Genomic DNA, 20,968 nt, shown 5'->3' with positions numbered 1-20,968 from the left:
AATGAATTTTGCTGCTGTTAATTCTGGTCTGTTCAGATATCCACGAGCTAAACCAGCCCCGCCGATGTACAATTCTCCTGGTACTCCTAGGGGGACTGGTTGCTGATGTTTGTCTAGAATATACAGTTGAGTATTGGCAATAGGAGAACCGATAGGAATTACTTCTTTGAGAGAATCCTCTGGTTTCACCTGATACACACAACAACCTACTACTGTTTCAGTTGGTCCGTATTCATTAATTAGTTTTGTTTCTGGAGCATTGTTTGACCAAAATGATACGGTTGTTGCTGGTAATGCTTCTCCACCAATAATGAATGCTCTGGTTTCATCGGATGCTTTTTCTGGTGGTATCAGAGTATTGAGTATTTGCAAGTGAGCTGGTGTCAGTTTCACTAAACTCAAATTATTTTGGGAACATAAAAGTTCTTTCAGAGCTTCTATTTCATTATCTTCCGGTAACAAAATCATTTCTTTCCCTGTCAACAAAGGAGAGAAAAAGGCAGTTACCGTAGCATCAAACCCAATAGAAGAATTAACAGGAACTCCATTTCCTTCTTTTACCTGATATGCTTTTGTACACCAGCTTAAATAATTTACCACTCCTCTATGAATAATCATGGTTCCCTTTGGTTTTCCTGTGGAACCTGAAGTATAAATTACATAAGCTAAATTATCTGGAGTTACTTCAATAACTGGGTTATCAATACTTTGATTGGCAATAGTATCCCAGTTACTATCTAAACAAACAACTTGTGCAGAATGTTCTGGTAAACTAGGCAATACTGATTCACTCGTTAGCAAAACAGGCAGCGCTGCATCTTCCAACATATAAGCTAAACGTTCTGTTGGATAACTCGGATCAATAGGAACATAAGCACCTCCTGCTTTTAATATTCCCAGTAATCCTACAATCATTTCCAGAGAGCGGTTGATGCAGATACCTACCAGTGTTTCCGGTTTTACACCTAAACTTTGCAGATAATGAGCAAGTTGATTAGCTTTGGCATTTAACTGCTGATAAGTTAACTGTTGTTTTTCAAATACTACTGCAACTGCATCAGGTGTTTTTTGTACTTGTTCTTCAAATAACTGATGAATACATTTATCTTGGGGATAAAATTCTTGAGTCTGGTTAAAATCAATTAGGAGTTGTTGCAGGTGATGACTAGCATTAATTTTTAACTTACTAATGTCTGCTACAGGATTTTCGACTACACTTGCTAATAATACTTGGAATTGTTCAGTTAATCTCTGGATATCTTCAGAATTATAGGCATTAGCATCATAGTGAAGTTCTGCACTTAAGTTGTTATCTTGAGTAATTACAAGTTTAATTTTATATTTATCAGTACAAGTGTAAATCCTGTCTATTTGAAAATCAACATTTTGAGAAACATTATTCAGTTCTATAAATTCAAAACTCAGAGGTAAAAAAGATTGTTCAGAGTAGTTTTCAGTGGTCGAAATAAATTGTTCCCAAGTAAAATAATCCTGCCATTTAAAAATATCAGATATTGATGCTTTTACCTGTTCTAATAATTCATTAAACTTCAAGTATTCCTGAACTTGAAAAGACAAAGGTAAATGTTTAGCAAATAATCCTAATGCTTGTTCTAAATCTTCATATTTTCGACCATCGCTCACCAGGCCAACTACAATATTTAACTTTCCTGTTAGTCGCCAGATTAATATTAACCAACAAGTTAATAAAAAGTCCGATGTTGAGATATCTAATTGTTTAGCTATGTTGTCTACTTTGGTAGCTAAATCTGAATCTATAATATTTTGTTGAACTTTTGGCTGAAATGCTTCTGACTGTTTTTCAAAAGGAAGTTTTAAATTGAAACGATTAGAAATGTCTTGTTTTTCCCAATATTCTTTTCCTAATTCAGCCTCTTCTGCTGCAAGTAATTGATTTTGCCATTCAGCAATATCAGCATATTGTAATTCAGCTTCTGGTAACTCATTTCCTTCTAGACAAGCAGCATATTCTTGGTTAAGTTCATTGACTAAAAGTTGCAGACTTTTAGAGTCAGCAATTAGAGCAGGTAAAGTAATTAGTAAAGTTTGTTGTTCAGGAGATAATTTTACAAGAGATGCGTGAAAAAGAAAGTCTTTTTTTAGATCGAAAAAATTTTGAGCTAAATTTTCCGAAATTCTAGCAAATTCAGCAGTTTTATGAGCTGTTTCTACTTGAGTTAAATCATATTCTTTTCCCCAGAAAATATTATAAGAAATATTCTCATCTCTAATAATTTGTACTCCAACGATCATGCCTGGCAATGAGTCGAAGTTTGTGCGGAAAATTTCATGGCGTTCAACAATTTTTTGTAAGGCAGATTTGAGTATTGATAAGTCTACCTTGCCAGGAATTGAAATTGCACATTGAGCTAAATATATTCCTATTTTTTCAGTTTTTTGCAACAACCACAGATGTTTTTGTTGTGGAGATAGCCCATATCCTTCAGTAATTTCTTGTTTTGTTTCAGCTACCAAATTATTCATATTTTTACTGCTATTATTTTTTCGTAAATTATATATATTTATATAGCAATCCTATTTTATTTGTGTCAAAAATATTGCTACTATTTGGGAATATAAAATAGGCAATGGGTAAAAGTTTCGGAGCTTATTTATAGTTTTTGAATTTTTACAACCTACTTAGGATTGCTATAGTCGATCGGAATATAGTCAAATATGATATATTCTCCTGCATTGCAAGTTTTACCTTGATTGGGTGTTGGCGTTTGCGTAGCATTCCGCAGGAAAGGAGGCATTACAACACCCTAATTCCCATTGTCAAAGACATCTTGATAATTGATAATTAAAGATAATTTTCATTATTAATTATTCATTATTAATTATTCATTAATTTCTGCCATTCCTACTACAACTTTCCGCTTACCAACAAAAGGAGTTCTACCATGAGCAGTCAGCATATTATCTAGTAATAAAACATCTCCAGCTTGCCAAGGAAATTGTACAGCTTCTTGCTGATAGATTTCGCGAATCTCATCAAGAATAGATGTTTCAATAGGACTACCATCACCATAATAAGTATTACGGGGCAGTTCATCTTCTTCAAAAACAGATAAAAGTTGCTCTTGAACTTGCTTTGTTAAATTTGAGATATGAAATAGATGAGCTTGATTAAACCATACCATTTCTCCTGTTTTTGGATGAGAAGCAACAGCTTGACAAACTTGATAAGTTCTGAGGGAATTTCCTTCTTGCCAATCAAACTTAATTCCCGCGCGATCGCAATATTTTTCTACTTCGGATTTATTATTAGTTTGAAAAACAGTTTCCCAAGGTAAATCTAATCCATTACCATAGTTACGGACATACATAATTTTTTTATCCTGAAACTTGTCTCTAATAGTAGGATTAATACGCTCAAAAATCTTTCGACTATTAGCTATTGGTGTAGCTCCTCCTTGTTCTGATGCTTGAACACAATAAAAACAAATTTTCATTGGCCAACTGAGAGTATATGCCATTTCATTATGCAAAGGAATTGATTGTTCTGGCGGATATTCAGTGGAAGTATATACCTGATTACTAACTTGAGTTCTAGGTGTCGAACGATAAGAATATTCTAACAATTTGCCAAAATTAGATTGCATAAATATTTCAAATTCAGTAATCGTATTTAATTGGAAATTTCTGAACAGAATACCACCATGTTTTAACAAATTAGTTTCAATTAATTCTCTATTATTACTTGCCCAACTAATTAAACTTAATTTTTCCGTAGATGGTTGAATGACAACAGGAAGTGAGCAATCTGGTTGAAAATAATCAATTTTAATCATGTCTTGAGGGGATAGTTTTACCCCTTGTCGTTTGACGCGCTCTATTTTCATTGGACTAGGTTGGTTAGGTGTTTTGTTCATGGTTTTTTTTAGGATAAAGGTGTTGAAAATATAGTATAGGTAGATGATAGCGTTCGCTTCATCTACCTAAAGACTAAATGAGTTTTAGCGAGTAGATTTTGGCTTTCGTTTAATCTTTTTCAGCATTTGGCGACTATTCGCCTCAAGTTCTTGTTCCTTGAGAAGTTGTTGTCGTTTTCGGTCTTTGTCAACAATATCTAATAGCTCAGTTAACTCCATATCCGTTGCTTGGGTATTAGCTACAATAGCCTCCAATAAAGTTTTGAGATTTTCTAAGATTTGAACTATAGTCTGCGCTGTAAAACGACTGTCATCATAATCTATCCTCACCAATAACTCCTCACCAGGTGCTACTACCATAGTTAAAGGTGTACTGGTTTTGAGGATATATTGAGACTTAGTTACGCTCATAGATTCACTATTTTGTTTGAGAGAGTCATCCATCGGATAGTTCTCAAACACCACAATACTTTCAAATAAAGGAGTTCCTCCAGGTAGTTCGCTCATACTCTGAATTTCTGCCAGTGGGCTATAGGAATACTCCTGTAATTCCGCTTGATGTTCCTGCAAAGCTTTCAACCAAGACCAAATTGATTCATTGGCAGAAACATTGACCCGCAGTGGTAAAGTATTGATGAATAGCCCCACTATATTTTCTACTCCTGGCAAACTGGGAGGACGACCTGAAACTGTTACCCCAAACAAGACATCTGACTCTCCACTATAACAACTCAGAAGCACTGCCCACATACCTTGTATTAGTGTGGATAAAGTAAGCTGATGTTCTCGAACCTGAGATTCTAATGCTTTTGTCGTTGCAGATGATAAATGTAATTTTTCTATGTGGTCTATCTGTGCAATTTTAGAGTTATCGGACTTTGACTTATCCTCCAATAGCGGAGTCGGAGTCTTAAACCCTGATAGAGTTCGTCGCCAAAAAGTCTCTGCTGCCACAGAATCTTGTTGTTGTAACCAGGCAATGTAATTTTTATAGGGAACAGGGGTTGGCAGACTGCTACCTTGACCCAGATACTGTGTTTGATAAAAGTTCAAGACTTCTTTAAAGATAATTGACGATCCCCAACCATCTATCAGAATATGGTGATGACTCCAAATAAACTTATAAGTTTGCTCCGACACCCGAATCAAAGTACAGTGCATCAAAGGAGCTTGGTTAAGTGCAAAACCATCTTGTCTTTGGGTTGTCAGTAAAGTATCCAAATTATTTTGTTGTTCGGCACTAGAGAGGGTTTGCCAGTCCAAATAATTCCAAGGCAAATCTACTTGTTGATGCACTATCTGTAGTGGTTGTTGGCATTTTTCCCAGACAAACATAGTTCTGAGTATTGACTGACGATCTATTACTTTTTGCCATGCTTGTTGGAAAGCTTCAACCTGAAATTCCCCAGATAAAGTTAAGACTAGCTGGTTAAAATAGGTTCCTGAATTTGGAGCAACTAGGACATGGAATAGTATTCCTTGTTGCATGGGAGAAAGAGGATATATAGATTCTATCTTATTCAGTTTTTCTGCTGCCAATATTTGGTCGAGTTGTAGTTGGTTTAACTGAGCTAATGGAAAATCTGAAGGTGTATAACCACCCGCCTCTGGGGATAAACAATGCTCTATCAGTTGCTCTAATGCTTCTATGTAATTACGGGATAACTTTTCTATCGTAGATTCATTATGGAAATTACGACTATACTTCCAGGTGACTTGCAGTTTTCCAGCCACTACTGCTGCATTAATATCTAATAAATAACTGCGAGTTCCCTCTGGACTATGTTCGGTTCCAATAGATTCTGATGCTACTTGCCAATCTATTTCAGAGGATTGAGTGTTGTCAAGTTGACCTAAATAGTTGAAGCAAATTTGAGCTTTGGGTAATGTATTTAATTCAGAGTCGCGACTGAGATAACGCAATATTCCATAGCCAATTCCACGTTCAGGAATAGCTCGCAATTGTTCTTTCACTGACTTGATAGATTCTCCCAGTTTCTTACTATCATTACCTGCTAGCAGCACTGGGAATAAACTGGTAAACCATCCTACTGTTCTAGATAAATCTATATCTTCAAACAAATCTTCCCGTCCGTGTCCTTCTAAGTCTATTAATACAGTTGATTTCCCTATCCATTGACTCAAGGTTTGTAGAGTTGCTGTTAGTAGTACATCATTAATTTGGGTATTGTATGCTTCAGGAACTTCCTGTAAAAGGGCGCGAGTTTTTTCTACACTAAGACTATCTGAAATCTCAGCTTTAGATGCAACTGTGTTTTGCTCTAAATTTACATCATTGTCTACTGGTATGGGAGTGAACTCAGACCAAGGTAGCGATCGCCAATAATTCAATTGTTGTTGTAATTTTTCTGATTTGGCATATTCCTGTAAACGGATAGCAAAATCTTGAAATGCTGTAGTTTTCAGAGGTAATTTTACAGTCTGTTTTTGTTCTAATTGTTGGTAAACTATCAACAAGTCTTGTAGTAAAACGCGCCAAGAGACTCCATCAATTGCTAGGTGATGAATGATAATTAATAAACGGCGACCATTATTTCCTAACTCGAACAGCACCACTCGCATTAGCGGCCCCTCTGAAAGGTTCAAGCTCCCTTGTCGGTTGTTGGCTATTTCCGATAAATTTGCCGACTGTTGCGACTCAGGAATATCGGATAGATTTACCACCTCGAATGGTACTGTTTCATCAAGTTCCTGGTTTGTTTGCTGCCATCCAGTCTCTGTGCGGATAAACCGTAGACGTAAAGCATCGTGATGTTCTAATAACTTAGATACGCTTTGAGACAACAATTCTGGCTTGACAGTATCAGGAACTTGCAACAATATTGATTGATTAAAATGATGGGGTTGGGATTTGTTTTGCTCAAAAAACCATTGTTGAATGGGAGTCAGGGGTAGTATGCCACTAACTATACCTTGTTGAGCTAATGTAGCTGTTACACTTTCTGCTACCTGAGCTAATTGTGCAATAGTTGGATATTGAAATATCTGTTTGGGAGTAATCTTGATTTTAGCTTGTTGAGCGCGGTTGACAACTTGCAGACTTAGAATAGAATCTCCACCTACCGCAAAGAAGTTATCGTGGATGCTAATTTTTTCAATCTTTAGTAATTCTTGCCAAATACTTGCTAATGCTTTTTCAATAGGTGTTTGAGGTAGAACGTATTCGGACGTTCTAGTTAATTCTATATCTGGTGCTGGTAAAGCTTTGCGGTTTATTTTGCCATTGGGAGTTAGTGGTATAGTCTCTAAGAAGACAAAAGCAGACGGCACCATATATTCTGGTAATTTTGACAGCAGGTAGGATTGCAGTTCCGCACTACTCAATGATGAGTCAGAACTAACTATATAAGCTACCAGTCGCTTATTCCCTGGGTTGTCTTCCCGAATAATAACTACAGTTTGCTGTACTTGAGGATAACTTGATAAAACCGATTCTATTTCTCCTAGTTCTATGCGGAAACCTCGGAGTTTCACCTGATTATCAATACGACCTAGATACTCTATGTTACCGTCGGGCAAATATCGAGCTAAATCTCCGGTTTTATATAACCTCTTCCCTCCTGACTCCGTAAGGACGTTGCATGCAACGTCCCTACCTCCTGACTCCTTCCAGATAATGAATTTTTCTGCTGTTAATTCCGGTCTGTTCAGATATCCCCGTGCTAAACCTGCACCACCGATATGTAATTCTCCGGCAACTCCAATGGGTACTGGTTGATTATTCTTGTCTAGAATATAAAGTTGGGTATTGGCAATAGGACGGCCTATGGGAACTATTCCTGGATATTTTTGCACTGCACAATTCCAGAATGTCACATCTATTGCTGCTTCTGTTGGTCCGTAGAGATTGTGTAATTCACATTTGAGCTTTTCTTGAAAATCCTGTTGAAGTTGGTAAGATAATGCTTCTCCACTACAAATTACTCGTTTGAGACTACTACAATCTTTGATTTTTTCTGCTTGTAGAAATACGCTCAACATTGAAGGCACAAAATGAATTGTGGTAATTTGCTGTTGAACAATCAAATTAATCAGAGCTTCACTATCTTTGTGAATTCCAGGAGCAGCTACTACCAAAGTTGTACCTGCTAGCAAAGGCCAGAAAAATTCCCAGACTGAGACATCAAAGCTAAAAGGAGTTTTTTGAATAACGCGATCGCTTGATATTAGTTGATAAGTATCCTGCATCCAGAGCAAACGATTATAAATTCCCTTGTGGGTATTCATTGCTCCCTTTGGTTTCCCAGTAGAACCTGAAGTATAGATTGTATAAGCTAAATTCTCTGGATTAACTCCACTAGCTATATTTTCAGAACTCTGATTGGCAATGGTATCCCAGTTACCATCCAAACACACCACCTGTGCAGAATGTTCTGGCAAAAGCTCCATTACCGATTTACTGGTGAGCAACACTGGTACTGCTGCATCCTCTAACATATAACTCAAACGTTCTGCGGGATAACTGGGATCTATCGGAACATAAGCACCACCTGCTTTTAATATTCCTAACAATCCTATTACCATTTCCAGGGAACGCTCTATACAAATACCCACCAATGTTTCAGTTTTAACTCCTAAACTTTGCAGGTAGTGAGCAAGTTGATTAGCTTTGGCGTTTAGCTGTTGATAGGTTAATTGTTCCTGCTCAAATACGAGGGCAACTGCATCAGGATTTTTCTCTACCTGCTCTTCAAATAACTGATGAATACATTTATCTGACGGATATTCGACTGCTGTATCATTCCACTCCACTAATAATTGATGGCGCTCTGCTTCTGTTAATAGAGAAAGTTGAGTAACAGGTTGTTCGGGATTGGCAATAATTGCTTCTAATAAATGCTGAAAATGCTCTCCCATGCGAATGATTGTTGCCGCATCAAAAATATCTGTATTGTATTCTAAAATTCCTTCAATTTCTGTGTCTGTCTCTCTCATAGCCAAAGTTAAATCGAACTTTGCTGTCACATTCTCTGCACCCAAAGGAGTTAAAGTTAAATCAGGTAGCTCCAGTTTATCCATCGGCGCATTTTGCAAAATAAACATCACCTGAAATAGAGGACTATAACTGAGAGAGCGTTCTGGTTGTAAAGCTTCTACTAATTGCTCAAAAGGTACATCTTGACGAGCGTAACTTTCTAGAGTCACCTGTCGTACTTGTTCCAATATATCTGAGAAACTAGAATTACCTTGCAATTGAGTCCGCAATACTAAGGTATTCACAAAAAATCCCATCAATGGTTCAATTTCCGAGCGATCGCGATTAGCAATAGGAGAACCTACCACAATGTCGTCTTGGTTGCTATAGCGCGAGAGTAAAACTACAAAAGCACTCAGTAAAGCCATAAACAAGGTTGCCCCAGACTGCTGACTCAGGGTTTTCAATTTCTGAGTTATTGTAGAATTTACCCGAAATGATTCAATACTGCCTCGGAAAGTTTGAATAGCTGGACGTGGGCGATCGGTAGGCAATTCTAATAATGGTGGTGCCCCTGCTAACTGTTGTTTCCAATAGTTGAGATTAGCTTCTCGCAATTCTTGGGATAACCACTGACGCTGCCAGTAAGCAAAGTCAGCATATTGAATGGATAACTCAGGCAAAGTCGAAGGTTTTCCTTCTGAAAATGCTTGATAAAGACTAGATAATTCTCGGATTAATATTCCAGTTGACCAACCATCTGTAACAATGTGGTGCATTACCAGCGACAGAATATGAGATTCTGCTTCTAGCTTGAGCAGGGAAACTCGCAATAAAGAATCGTTACTCAAGTCAAAAAGTCTTGCTTGTTCTTCTTTTACTATTTTTTGTGCAGCAGTTAATTTTTCTGCTTCTGGCAATGACTGTAAATCTATTATTGGGAAACTGAAACTAGATGGAGCATTAATTACTTGTATGGGATTTCCATTTTTCATCACAAAATTTGTCCGCAAGACTTCGTGACGGCGAACAATTTCCTCAATAGCTGTTTCCAGGGCAGAAATATTGAGTTTTCCTTTTAGCTCTAGTACACCATAGTTATGATAAGCAGTAGTTTCTTCCTCAAAGCGATCGAGAAACCAAAGTCGTTGTTGGGCAAAAGATAGAGGAATATCAATATCTCGTGAAATCGGTTCAATAGGAGGTAATTGTAATTTTTCTCCTTTAAAATCATCTATAGCTTTACTAAGTTCTCCAACTGTAGGAAAGTCAAATAAATATTTGAGAGGAATTTCTGTTTTAAATGCTATTCGTAACCGAGAGATAACTTGGGTTGCTAATAAGGAATTGCCTCCCACTGAGAAAAAATTATCGTGGATACCTATTTTTTCTACTTTTAATAGTTGAGACCAAATATTAGCTAAAAGTTCTTCTGTCGGGTTGCGGGGGGCAACAAAATTTTCTAATTCCTGCCGGATACTGTCTGGTTCGGGTAAAGCTTTTCTGTCAATTTTGCCGTTGGGAGTAAGTGGTAAAAATTCTAGTTTGACAAAAGCTGATGGGATAGCATAGTCTGGTAATTTTTCTTGGAGAAACTGACGTAAATTATTAGGAGAAGACTGTTTTTTAGTAGGTACAAAATAGGCGACTAAACGCTTATTACTAGAATCATCACCCTTAACAATAACTACGGCAGTTTGTACTTCTGGATGGGAGGCGATCGCTGCTTCTATTTCTCCCAACTCTATACGAAAACCACGAATTTTTACCTGGTTATCAATACGTCCGATAAATTCAATATTCCCATCTGGTAAATACCGTACTAAATCTCCTGTTTTATATAGGGAAGAATCCCCCCTAACCCCCCTTTGTAAGGGGGGAACGTTTTCCTGTATCTCCGTTGATAAGGGGGAAACATTCTCCAGTCTCCCCCTTTCTAAGGGGGACGGAAGGGGGATAAATTTTTCCGCTGTTAATTCTGGGCGGTTGAAATAACCACGAGCTAAACCAGCACCTCCAATATGAAGCTCTCCAGGAACCCCAACCGGAACAGGTTGCAATTTTTCATCTAATACATAGACTTGAGTATTAGCTAGGGGACGCCCGATGGGAACAGTTTTTGCATTATAGTTGTTGGAGTTATCAACTGGATAGGTGAGAGCGCCGACTGTAGTTTCTGTAGGTCCGTAATGATTGAGAATACGACATTGAGGCAAGTGCTGTTGGATGTTGGCAATTAAATCCCAAGTTGCTGCTTCCCCTCCCAGGATTAAACATTGACGTGGCAACAAAAAGGGAGATGGGTTAGATGTTAAAAGAGTTGAGAGGTGGGAAGGAACAATTTTTAGGTAGTCGATGGGATGGCGTTGAAAATAATTTGCTAGTGCTGTTGCATCGGAGGCGCATTCTTGGGAAATAATGTGCAGACATCCCCCACTGCATAAAGTAGGAAAAATAACTGTGTTACCTAAGTCAGCAGCAAAAGTGGAGACTATTGCGGATGTCGCAACAGAAGAAATTTGCAGTTTTTCTTGGATACCTTGGAGATAATTTAGAATTTGTCGGTGTTCGATCGCCACACCTTTAGGTTTACCTGTGGAACCGGATGTATAGAGAATATATGCTAGATTTTCTGTGTTGACTTTGCTAGTAGGATTTGTTTGTGGTTGTTGGGCAATATTTTCATCAGTTTTAGTGATGATTTTGATGTTTTGATTGAGGTTTTTTGGTGCAATTTCTGACTGAGATAATAGGATATTAACTCCTGCATCTTCTAAGCGAAAAGCTAAGTTTTCTTCTGGTAACTTTGTGTCTAAAGGTAAGTATGCAGCACCAGCTTTAAGAATAGCTAATATAGCTATAATTACTTCAAGCGATCGCTCCATAAAAATACCAACTATTGTTTCTGCTTCAACTCCTTTTTTTTGTAGATAATGAGCGAGTTGATTTGCTTGAGAATTAAGTTCTGCATAAGTAAGTTTTTCGTCTTCAAATACTACTGCTATATTATTGGGGTAAAGTTCTACTTGTGACTCAAATATTTGATGAATTAATTTTTCTTGTGGGTAATTTTGTCCTGTTTGGTTTAACTCATCTAGAAGAATTTTAATTTCAGATTTATTGAATATATTTAACTGGCTAATCGTAGCATCTATATTTTCAACAACACTGGCAACTAACGCTTCAAATTGCTTTGCAAAAGATTTAATTACATCAATATTTATCAGTTCGGAATTATATTGAAATTCTGCTATGAGAGATTCTTGAGTTTTGATACAATTTAGCTTAATTTTAAAATCTTCAAAAATGACTGACTGATTTTCTAAACTAAAAGATAAATCTCCTCCTAAGTAGGTTTTTGAGATATCAATAAACTCAAAACCAATACCTGGAACTTCTGTTTCTGAGTTAATAAAATATTCTTGCCTTTCTGAAGCTTCTGTGAGGCGATCGCTAATTTGTTCTAATAATTGAGTAAATTTCAAATTCTCTTCTAACTGACAAGAAATAGGTAAAGATTTTGCCAGTAAACCCATTACTTCTTCCAGATCTTCATATTGTCTGCCAGAAAATACAGTTTTGATAGTAATATCCGATTGTTTTGTGAGTCGCCAAAGTAAAGTTTGCCAACAAGCAAGTAAAAAATTCTCAATAGTAATATTAGGTAAAATATTTACTTCTAACTTAGCAATTACATTAGCATCTAAATTTAAACTATATTGTTCGGGTGTAAATTTTTCTGCCTCAAATTGAGACTTTTCAAAAGGTAAATTTACCCACTGGAATTGTTTATTTTGCCAATAAGCTATTTCTGCTTCTGCATCCTCTTCTTCTAATAATTCATTTTGCCATTCTGAAAATTGCAGATATTGCACCGCTTCCTCATCAAAATCTGATTCTTGGAGGCATAAATCATAGCTTTCACTAATTTCTTTAACCAAATTGTTTAGGGTAAAACTATCAGCAATAAGTGCAGGCAAGCTAACTAATAAAAGATGTTCCTCTTCAGACAGAGTTAGGAAAACTGTAGGAAATATTGGTTGTTGGTCAAGTTGAGCCATCAAACCATTTTGATTCTGTAGTATTTCCCCTATTTGCTCGGTTTGTTTTTCCGATTTTAAGTTACTTAAATTTAGATGAGTCCAGGAAATATTGCTATCTTCTAAAATAACTTGAATCGGCATTTTGATACCGGGGCGACTTTGGAATGTTGTCCGAAAATTGTCATGTCGGTTAAGAATTTTTTCTAGTGCCGATTTGAGAATACTTACTTTAACTTTGCCTTGAATTTTTATCGTACATTTTGCTAAGTAATTTAAGTTATTTTCTTGTAATCTCCAAAGATATTTTTGTTGGGGAGATAATCTAAATCCGGCGATAGTTGTAGTAGCAGTCATAGTTATTTTTTATATAAGGATGGTTTTTAAAACGAAAAAAATAGGTAAACAATAATAATAAAATTCATAGTTGCGCTTAATCCACAAGAATAATTATTCAGGTACAAAAGCGCAACTACAAAATTTTTGATTAGTAACGAGTTACGGGTGTTATAGAACCGGATTCTATGTAAATTATATTATCTATTGAAAGATAATTTAGGTATACTATTAAGGAAGATTTGACGAATCTTGTAAAGGATACTTAATAGTTTTAATTTGATATTATTTTTTGATTTTGCTGCTAATAAATCTGCCATATCGTAATCAAAAGATTTCTTGACTTCTGGTTTTGGAGATTTCTTAATCCAAAATAAAAAACGTAAAAACTCGGACTTATACCAATCCGATTTGATATCTATATGTTTTTGTGAAAAATCTCCCATCTGGCAAAAATTATCTGGTAGAAAATCAATCGAATTTATCAAAGACATAATTTTCTCTGAAGCCTCATCAGGAGAAAGTAAGCCTGATTCTACTTTTTCAACTGTTTCTGTAGCCTCTCGGAAAAAACCATCGCCTAAACCTTCATAACTAGGAGTCAAACGATATAATTCATCATCGAAATTAATTTTTGATAATTCTTCTGCTTTACCTGCCTGGATTTTTAGGCTCTTTGCAAATCCTGCTTTTGCTTGACGCATAAAACTTCCAAGACCCCAAACACGTCTCCACGCATCCCAAAGATTAAAATTGCAGAAAGAAATGTATGAGCAGTTTACTAAGTTATCATTGTAATCAAGAAGTTTTTGCTGTAAACGTTCAACTTTAGAAAAATTTTCCATCGAATAGTCGTTTTCTGAAATAGCCTTCATAATTAGAGAGGCTAAGGGAATCATAATCGTACAGCTATTTACTAATCCAAAAGAGTAGAGTGGATCGATAAATCCGGTAGCATGAGGCAGGAGATAAAATCGTTCTCCCGTGCATGAATGTGAAGAATATTGCAAACGATCTGTCGATATCCAGTTTTGAACAGGTTTAGCATTTTTAAATTGAACAGCAACCCCTGGATAATTTGAGAGAAAATTTTGAAATTCTTGTTCGGGAGATATATCTGTTTTCGGAAAACGGCGAGGATCGAGGTTAAGTCCCACACTACAAATTTGGTTAGTTGATTTTTCGTGATTGTTAAATGGAATCACCCACATCCAACCACCGTCAAATATGTGATGCAGAGTTCCTTGATACCAAAAAATATCACCTTCATTTGTACCGTTAGTAACGCAGTCATCGTATCTCTCTACACCAACCATATGAGTAAAAATACTTCTTGAGTGAGTCTTAAATCTAGTTGGAACTTCTCGCAAATTAAATTTACGACTAAGTATAGAGTTATACCCACTGGCATCTACTAAATACTCAGAGGTAAATTTTTTCCCATCTTCTAATTCGACTTTAACTCCCTGTGAGTTTATATCCAAGTCTAATACTTTAGTTTTTTCTAAAAGTGTAGCTCCATATTTAACAGCAACTTTTGTCATATAGTGGTCTACATCTTGGCGAAATAAGTGGCTGCTAGGGCGAACTCCAAGTTTATTGGTTTCTTGTAATTTTTGCTCTTCTCCTTGCCGATGATATATGAAATTGAATGAACGCTTTAACCCACAAGCAGAAGGTGAAATATTTTCGCAAATATTCTTAAAGGAACTTAGGTGTGCAATTTCAGGAACAGAATATTGATGACTGAGAATTTCCATCATTAAATCTGTATCAGGAGTCATAGCTTCTCCGATCGCAAATCTAGGATGTGCATTCTTATCAATTATGAGGACGCGGAGATTATGTTTAGCTAAGATAGTTGCTAGAATCGATCCTGCTAATCCTGAACCCAGAATAATTATGTCAAAATTTTGCATCTTTTTTTCACTCATTATTTATTTTTGTTAATCTAGAGAAAATTTACTAATTTTCTCAACTAAATTAGTTGACTCAAATCCGTTTAATTAAGCTGAAATTTTATTGTTCCTCCATCAATTCTCCCATAGCAACAACAATTTTCCGCTCCCCAACATAAGGATTACGACCATGAGCGATTAGCATATTATCAAGCATAATCATATTTCCTGGTTGCCAAGGAAAACTAATTGCGGCTTGTTCATAAATAGCTTCAATTTCCTCAATTACTGAATCTTCAATTGGGGAACCATCACCATAATAAACATTCCGAGGCAGTCTTTCTTCTCCAAATTCAGATAATAAAGATTGACGTACAGCAGCGTCTAAATATGAGATGTGATGTAACTGAATTTGATTAAAAAATATCTTTTCTCCAGTTTGGGGATGAGTAGTTATTGCTGGCCTGATTTTAGCAGTTTTTAAACCATTCTTATCTAACCACTCAAATTCTATTCTAGCATTTTTACAATAACTTTCAACCTCCGATTTATTGTTAGTATGGAAAAAGTCTTGCCAACTAACATCTAAATCTTCAATATAATTTCTGACATACATTAATTGTTTTTCCTCTAATTTTTCTCGTAACTGAGGATTCAACATTTGATAAACTTTTCGGCAATCAACAATTGGAGTTTCTCCACCAGATTCAGCAGCCTTTAAACATAAGAAAAATATTTTCTGAGGCCAACGATGTAAATGAGAGCTTTCATTATGAAATAGGATAGCTTTATCCTCTGGATAAGGTGTGGAACCATAAACTTTTTTACTCACACCTTCCCTTGGTAAATCTCCATATTCTCCAAATAAACTAGGAGTAATAGCACCAGCAACCTTTTCAAATTTTGAGGCAGAATTAATATTAAAATTTTTCAACAAAATTGCACCATGTTGACGTAAATTAGTCTCAAAAAAATCTTGGTTATTTTTTGCCCAGTCAACTATATCGACTTCCTGACTATTAGGTTGAATTACTAAAGGAAAGGTTTGTTCTGGTTTTAAATAACTGGTTTTAATTAAATCTTTTTGTGGCAGACTAACTGCCTTTGGTTTAATAGATTTAAACTTTTTAAAGTTAGCCTTTGTCCGTTTAACTTTAGCAGCTTTTTCAGCTTCTTTTTCCGATTCAGTTAGCATTTCTAAGTCCTTAATTTTAATCTCTTGGTTATTAGCAATATTAGTTAATAATGTTTGTAAATGGCTGGACATTTTAGCAATATCTTGTCGATCAAAAAGGTCTGTACTATACCTTAAATTCCAGGTAATTCCTGCTTCAGTTTCTTCAACAAATATGGCTAAGTCAAATCTGGCAATTTCAGTATCTATAACAAAAGGTGAGATTTTTAAATTGGGCAGTTCAAACTCTGGTACGGGAGCATTTTGCAAAACAAACAATATCTGAAACAGTGGAGTTGTATTCGCCTTTCTTTCAGGTCGTAAAACATCCACCAATTTAGCAAAAGGCAAATCCTGATGAGCATAAGCTTCCAATGTCACCTCCCTAACTCGCTTCAGTAACTCCTTAAAAGTGGGATTGCCAGATAAGTTAGTTCGCAACACCAGCAAATTTACAAAAAACCCAATCAGAGATTCTGTTTCTGCCCGATTACGATTAGCAATATCAGTACCTACAACAATATCATCCGAATTTGTATAACGATACAAGAGAGTTTGCAAAGTTGCCAACAATGTCATAAACAAAGTAGCGCCTTCTTGACGACTCAAAGCATGGAGTTTTTCTGCAATTGTTGGAGACAGGGTAAAAGATTCAATTTTACTTTGCCCATTCCTAATTTCTGTTTCCTCCTTCTTAAATGGTAACTCCAAAGTAGGAGGTGCCCCTGCTAGTTTTTGTTTCCAGTAAGAAATCAGATTTTCTAGCACCTCTCCGCTTAACCACTGTCGTTGCCAAAAACTATAGTCACCATACTGAATAGGTAATTCAGTTAATGGGGATGTCTGGTTTTGACTATATGCAGTGTAGAGAGCAGAAAGTTCTTTGACAAATACTCCAATCGACCAACCGTCAGAAATAATATGGTGCATTGTCACCAATAGTATTGATTCTGTGGCAGAAAATTTCAGCAGATTAACTCGTAACAGATGACTTGTGGTGAGATTAAAAGGTTTTGCAGACTCTTGGCGGGCGTATTTTTGCAGCTTTGTTTCCTGTTGATCAGAAGATAGATTTTGCCAATCACTAACTTCTAGTTGGAAGTTAATATCTGGTTCAACTATCTGTACTGGAGTACCATCCTTTGCTTCAAACCGAGTGCGTAAGACTTCATGGCGACGGACAATTTCTACTATAGCTGACTTAAGAGCATCATGGTTGAGGTTGCCTTTAATGCGTAACACTCCTGAATCATTGTAAGTATCGCTTTCTCCTTCGATTTGGTTGATAAACCAGAGTCTTTCCTGTGCCCAAGATAGGGGTAGAGGTCCTCCGTTACGGGGTAGGGGTTGAATGACTGGTGCGTGCAGTGAGATTGAGTATTCACTTAATTGTTCTATGCTTTTGTCTAATTCTGCTACAGTGGGTGATTCAAATAGAGTTTTGAAGGTAATTTCTACTTCCAAGTATTGGCGAATATGAGAGATAACTTGAGTTGCTAGCAGGGAATGACCTCCTAGAGAAAAGAAGTTCTCATGGATGCCTACTTTAGTTATTCCCAATACTGTAGCAAAAATGTTAGCAATGATTTCTTGAATGGGGTTTTGAGGTGGAATATATTCTGATGAATTAGTCAGAGCATCTGGTGCGGGTAAAGCTTTCCGGTCTACCTTGCCATTGGGAGTTAGTGGTAGAGTCTCTAAGAAGACAAAAGTAGACGGTATCATATATTCTGGTAATTTTGGCACCAGGTAGGATTGCAGTTCTGTATTTAAGAGCGATTCCTCATTCCTTACTATATAAGCTACCAATTGTTTGTTCTCTGGGGTATCTTCCCTACAAATAACTACAGTTTGTTGTACTTGAGGATGGTTAGATAGAGCTGATTCAATTTCTCCAAGTTCAATACGGAAACCGCGAATTTTTACCTGATTATCAATACGACCTAAATATTCTATATTGCCATCGGATAAATAACGAGCTAAATCTCCTGTTTTATATAGCTTTGAGTTATTATTATCAAAGGGATTAGGAATGAATTTTGCTGCTGTTAATTCTGGTCTGTTCAGATATCCACGAGCTAAACCAGCCCCGCCGATGTACAATTCTCCTGGTACTCCTAGGGGGACTGGTTGCTGATGTTTGTCTAGAATATACAGTTGAGTATTGGCAATAGGAGAACCGATAGGAATTACTTCTTTGAGAGAATCCTCTGGTTTCACCTGATACACACAACAACCTACTACTGTTTCAGTTGGTCCGTATTCATTAATTAGTTTTGTTTCTGGAGCATTGTTTGACCAAAATGATACGGTTGTTGCTGGTAATGCTTCTCCACCAATAATGAATGCTCTGGTTTCATCGGATGCTTTTTCTGGTGGTATCAGAGTATTGAGTATTTGCAAGTGAGCTGGTGTCAGTTTCACTAAACTCAAATTATTTTGGGAACATAAAAGTTCTTTCAGAGCTTCTATTTCATTATCTTCCGGTAACAAAATCATTTCTTTCCCTGTCAACAAAGGAGAGAAAAAGGCAGTTACCGTAGCATCAAACCCAATAGAAGAATTAACAGGAACTCCATTTCCTTCTTTTACCTGATATGCTTTTGTACACCAGCTTAAATAATTTACCACTCCTCTATGAATAATCATGGTTCCCTTTGGTTTTCCTGTGGAACCTGAAGTATAAATTACATAAGCTAAATTATCTGGAGTTACTTCAATAACTGGGTTATCAATACTTTGATTGGCAATAGTATCCCAGTTACTATCTAAACAAACAACTTGTGCAGAATGTTCTGGTAAACTAGGCAATACTGATTCACTCGTTAGCAAAACAGGCAGCGCTGCATCTTCCAACATATAAGCTAAACGTTCTGTTGGATAACTCGGATCAATAGGAACATAAGCACCTCCTGCTTTTAATATTCCCAGTAATCCTACAATCATTTCCAGAGAGCGGTTGATGCAGATACCTACCAGTGTTTCCGGTTTTACACCTAAACTTTGCAGATAATGAGCAAGTTGATTAGCTTTGGCATTTAACTGCTGATAAGTTAACTGTTGTTTTTCAAATACTACTGCAACTGCATCAGGTGTTTTTTGTACTTGTTCTTCAAATAACTGATGAATACATTTATCTTGGGGATATTCAACGACTGTATCATTCCACTCCAACAATAATTGATTACGTTCTGCTTCTGTCAGTATAGGTAACTCAGAAATAGGGCTATCAGGATTAGCTACAATACCAGTAAGCAATATTTGAAAATGTTGTGCCATTCGTTCAATTGTTTCGGAATCAAATAGATCTGCATTGTAATCAAATCCTGCTATCATACCATATTTGTTTTTATCCAATGATCCTGTATAATTGTTCTCTAAAAGAGAAGTTTTTCCCGGAGAAATTTCTTCCATTGAGAGAGTTAGGTCAAACTTTGATATATTTTTTTCTCTAGGTATTGGTTCGAGTGTTACCCCTGATAGCTTGATTTGTGATAAGGGGTTATTTTGGAGAACAAACATTACTTGAAACAGAGGCGTTTGCCCTAAGTATCGTTCTGGGTTCAATACTTCCACCAACTTTTCAAAAGGAAAATCTTGGCGATCATAAGCTTCCATAGCTACTTGAGACACTTCAGTTAGAACCTCTAAAAAGCTAGGGTTGCCCTCCAAGTTGCTGCGTAAGACTAAAGTGTTAACAAAAAATCCGATTAAGTTTTCTGTCTGAGCTAGGTTGCGACCAGCAATGGGTGTTCCTACTGAAATATCTGGCTGTTGTGTATAGCGATACAATAAGGTTTTAAATGCTGCCAACAATGTCATAAATAAAGTGGTACCTTGTTGTTGACTCAAAGCTTTGATAGCATTACATAATTCTTTTGGCAGTACCAGAATTTTAGTAGCACCTCTATATGTTTCTGTAGTTGTTCTGGGTCTATCAGTGGGTAGCGCCAGAACTGGCTGATTTTTAAGCTTTTGCTCCCAATAATTCAGTAAGTTTTCCAGCACTTCTCCTTGTAGCCATTGATTCTGATGTACGGTAAAATCCGCGTACTGGATCGATAGTTCTGGTAAAGGGGATGGTTTATGATTGCTAAAAGCTTCGTAAAGTGTTTCTATTTCTCGAAAAATTAATCCCATAGACCAACCATCATGGATAATATGGTGTAAAACCAGGATTAATACATATTCATTTTCTGCTAATTGAAGTAAAGAGGACCGCATGAGCGGTGCTTGTTTTAGGTTGAATGGTTTTTGAGCTTCTTGTTCAATTAGTTGTTTGACTTGAACTTCCAGTTCATTTTCTGCTATTGAACGTAGGTCGGTAAGAGACAATTTGAAGGTTAGAGATGGCAAAATAACTTGAACTGGTTCTCCCTTGACTATGGCAAAGTACGTTCGTAATACTTCGTGTCTACGCACAATCTCATTTAAACTTTGCTCTAGTGCAACTGTATTTAGTTGACCTCTACAGTTCATGGCACCACATTCGTTATAAGCAGAGTTCCCTGGTTGAAGTTGCTCTAGAAGCCACAGTCGTTTCTGACCAAAAGATGCTGGAAATACAAATACTTCCTCGCTATTTTCTTTTACTTCTTCGGTAACTGAAGAATTATAATTATTTACTTTCATAGTTTTCTGATTTAATAATTTTTACAATCAATTTAGTTGTTAGTTGAGTGATATTT

The 20,968-nt window shown here is 36.5% G+C and carries 5 protein-coding genes; all 5 read right to left on the bottom strand.

Annotated elements, in window-relative coordinates; genetic code table 11:
- On the bottom strand, positions 1 to 2,505 hold a 2,505-nt coding region (locus F6K27_RS14915), incomplete at its 3' end, for an amino acid adenylation domain-containing protein (protein ID WP_287300886.1).
- 356 nt (positions 2,506 to 2,861) lie between these two features.
- Positions 2,862 to 3,896, bottom strand: a complete 1,035-nt coding sequence (locus F6K27_RS14910; protein WP_287275968.1) for a TauD/TfdA family dioxygenase — start codon at positions 3,894 to 3,896, stop codon at positions 2,862 to 2,864.
- An 84-nt stretch (positions 3,897 to 3,980) separates the two neighbouring features.
- A complete protein-coding gene (locus tag F6K27_RS14905; RefSeq protein ID WP_287275966.1) occupies positions 3,981 to 13,229 on the bottom strand; it encodes a non-ribosomal peptide synthetase in 9,249 nt (3,082 codons plus the stop codon).
- A 179-nt stretch (positions 13,230 to 13,408) separates the two neighbouring features.
- Positions 13,409 to 15,142: an NAD(P)/FAD-dependent oxidoreductase gene (locus tag F6K27_RS14900; RefSeq protein ID WP_287275965.1), complete on the bottom strand. Its 1,734-nt coding sequence runs from the start codon at positions 15,140 to 15,142 to the stop codon at positions 13,409 to 13,411.
- Positions 15,143 to 15,227: 85 nt separating this feature from the next.
- Positions 15,228 to 20,912 (bottom strand): non-ribosomal peptide synthetase, encoded by a 5,685-nt coding sequence (locus F6K27_RS14895; protein WP_287300885.1) that lies wholly within the window; start codon positions 20,910 to 20,912, stop codon positions 15,228 to 15,230.
- Positions 20,913 to 20,968: the final 56 nt, after the last annotated feature.

The sequence above is a fragment of the Okeania sp. SIO2F5 genome (genome assembly GCF_010692685.1).
In the GTDB taxonomy this organism is placed as follows: domain Bacteria; phylum Cyanobacteriota; class Cyanobacteriia; order Cyanobacteriales; family Microcoleaceae; genus Okeania; species Okeania hirsuta.
The sequence above is the reverse complement of the archived record's forward strand: the minus strand, read 5'-3'. Positions and strand labels throughout refer to the sequence as shown.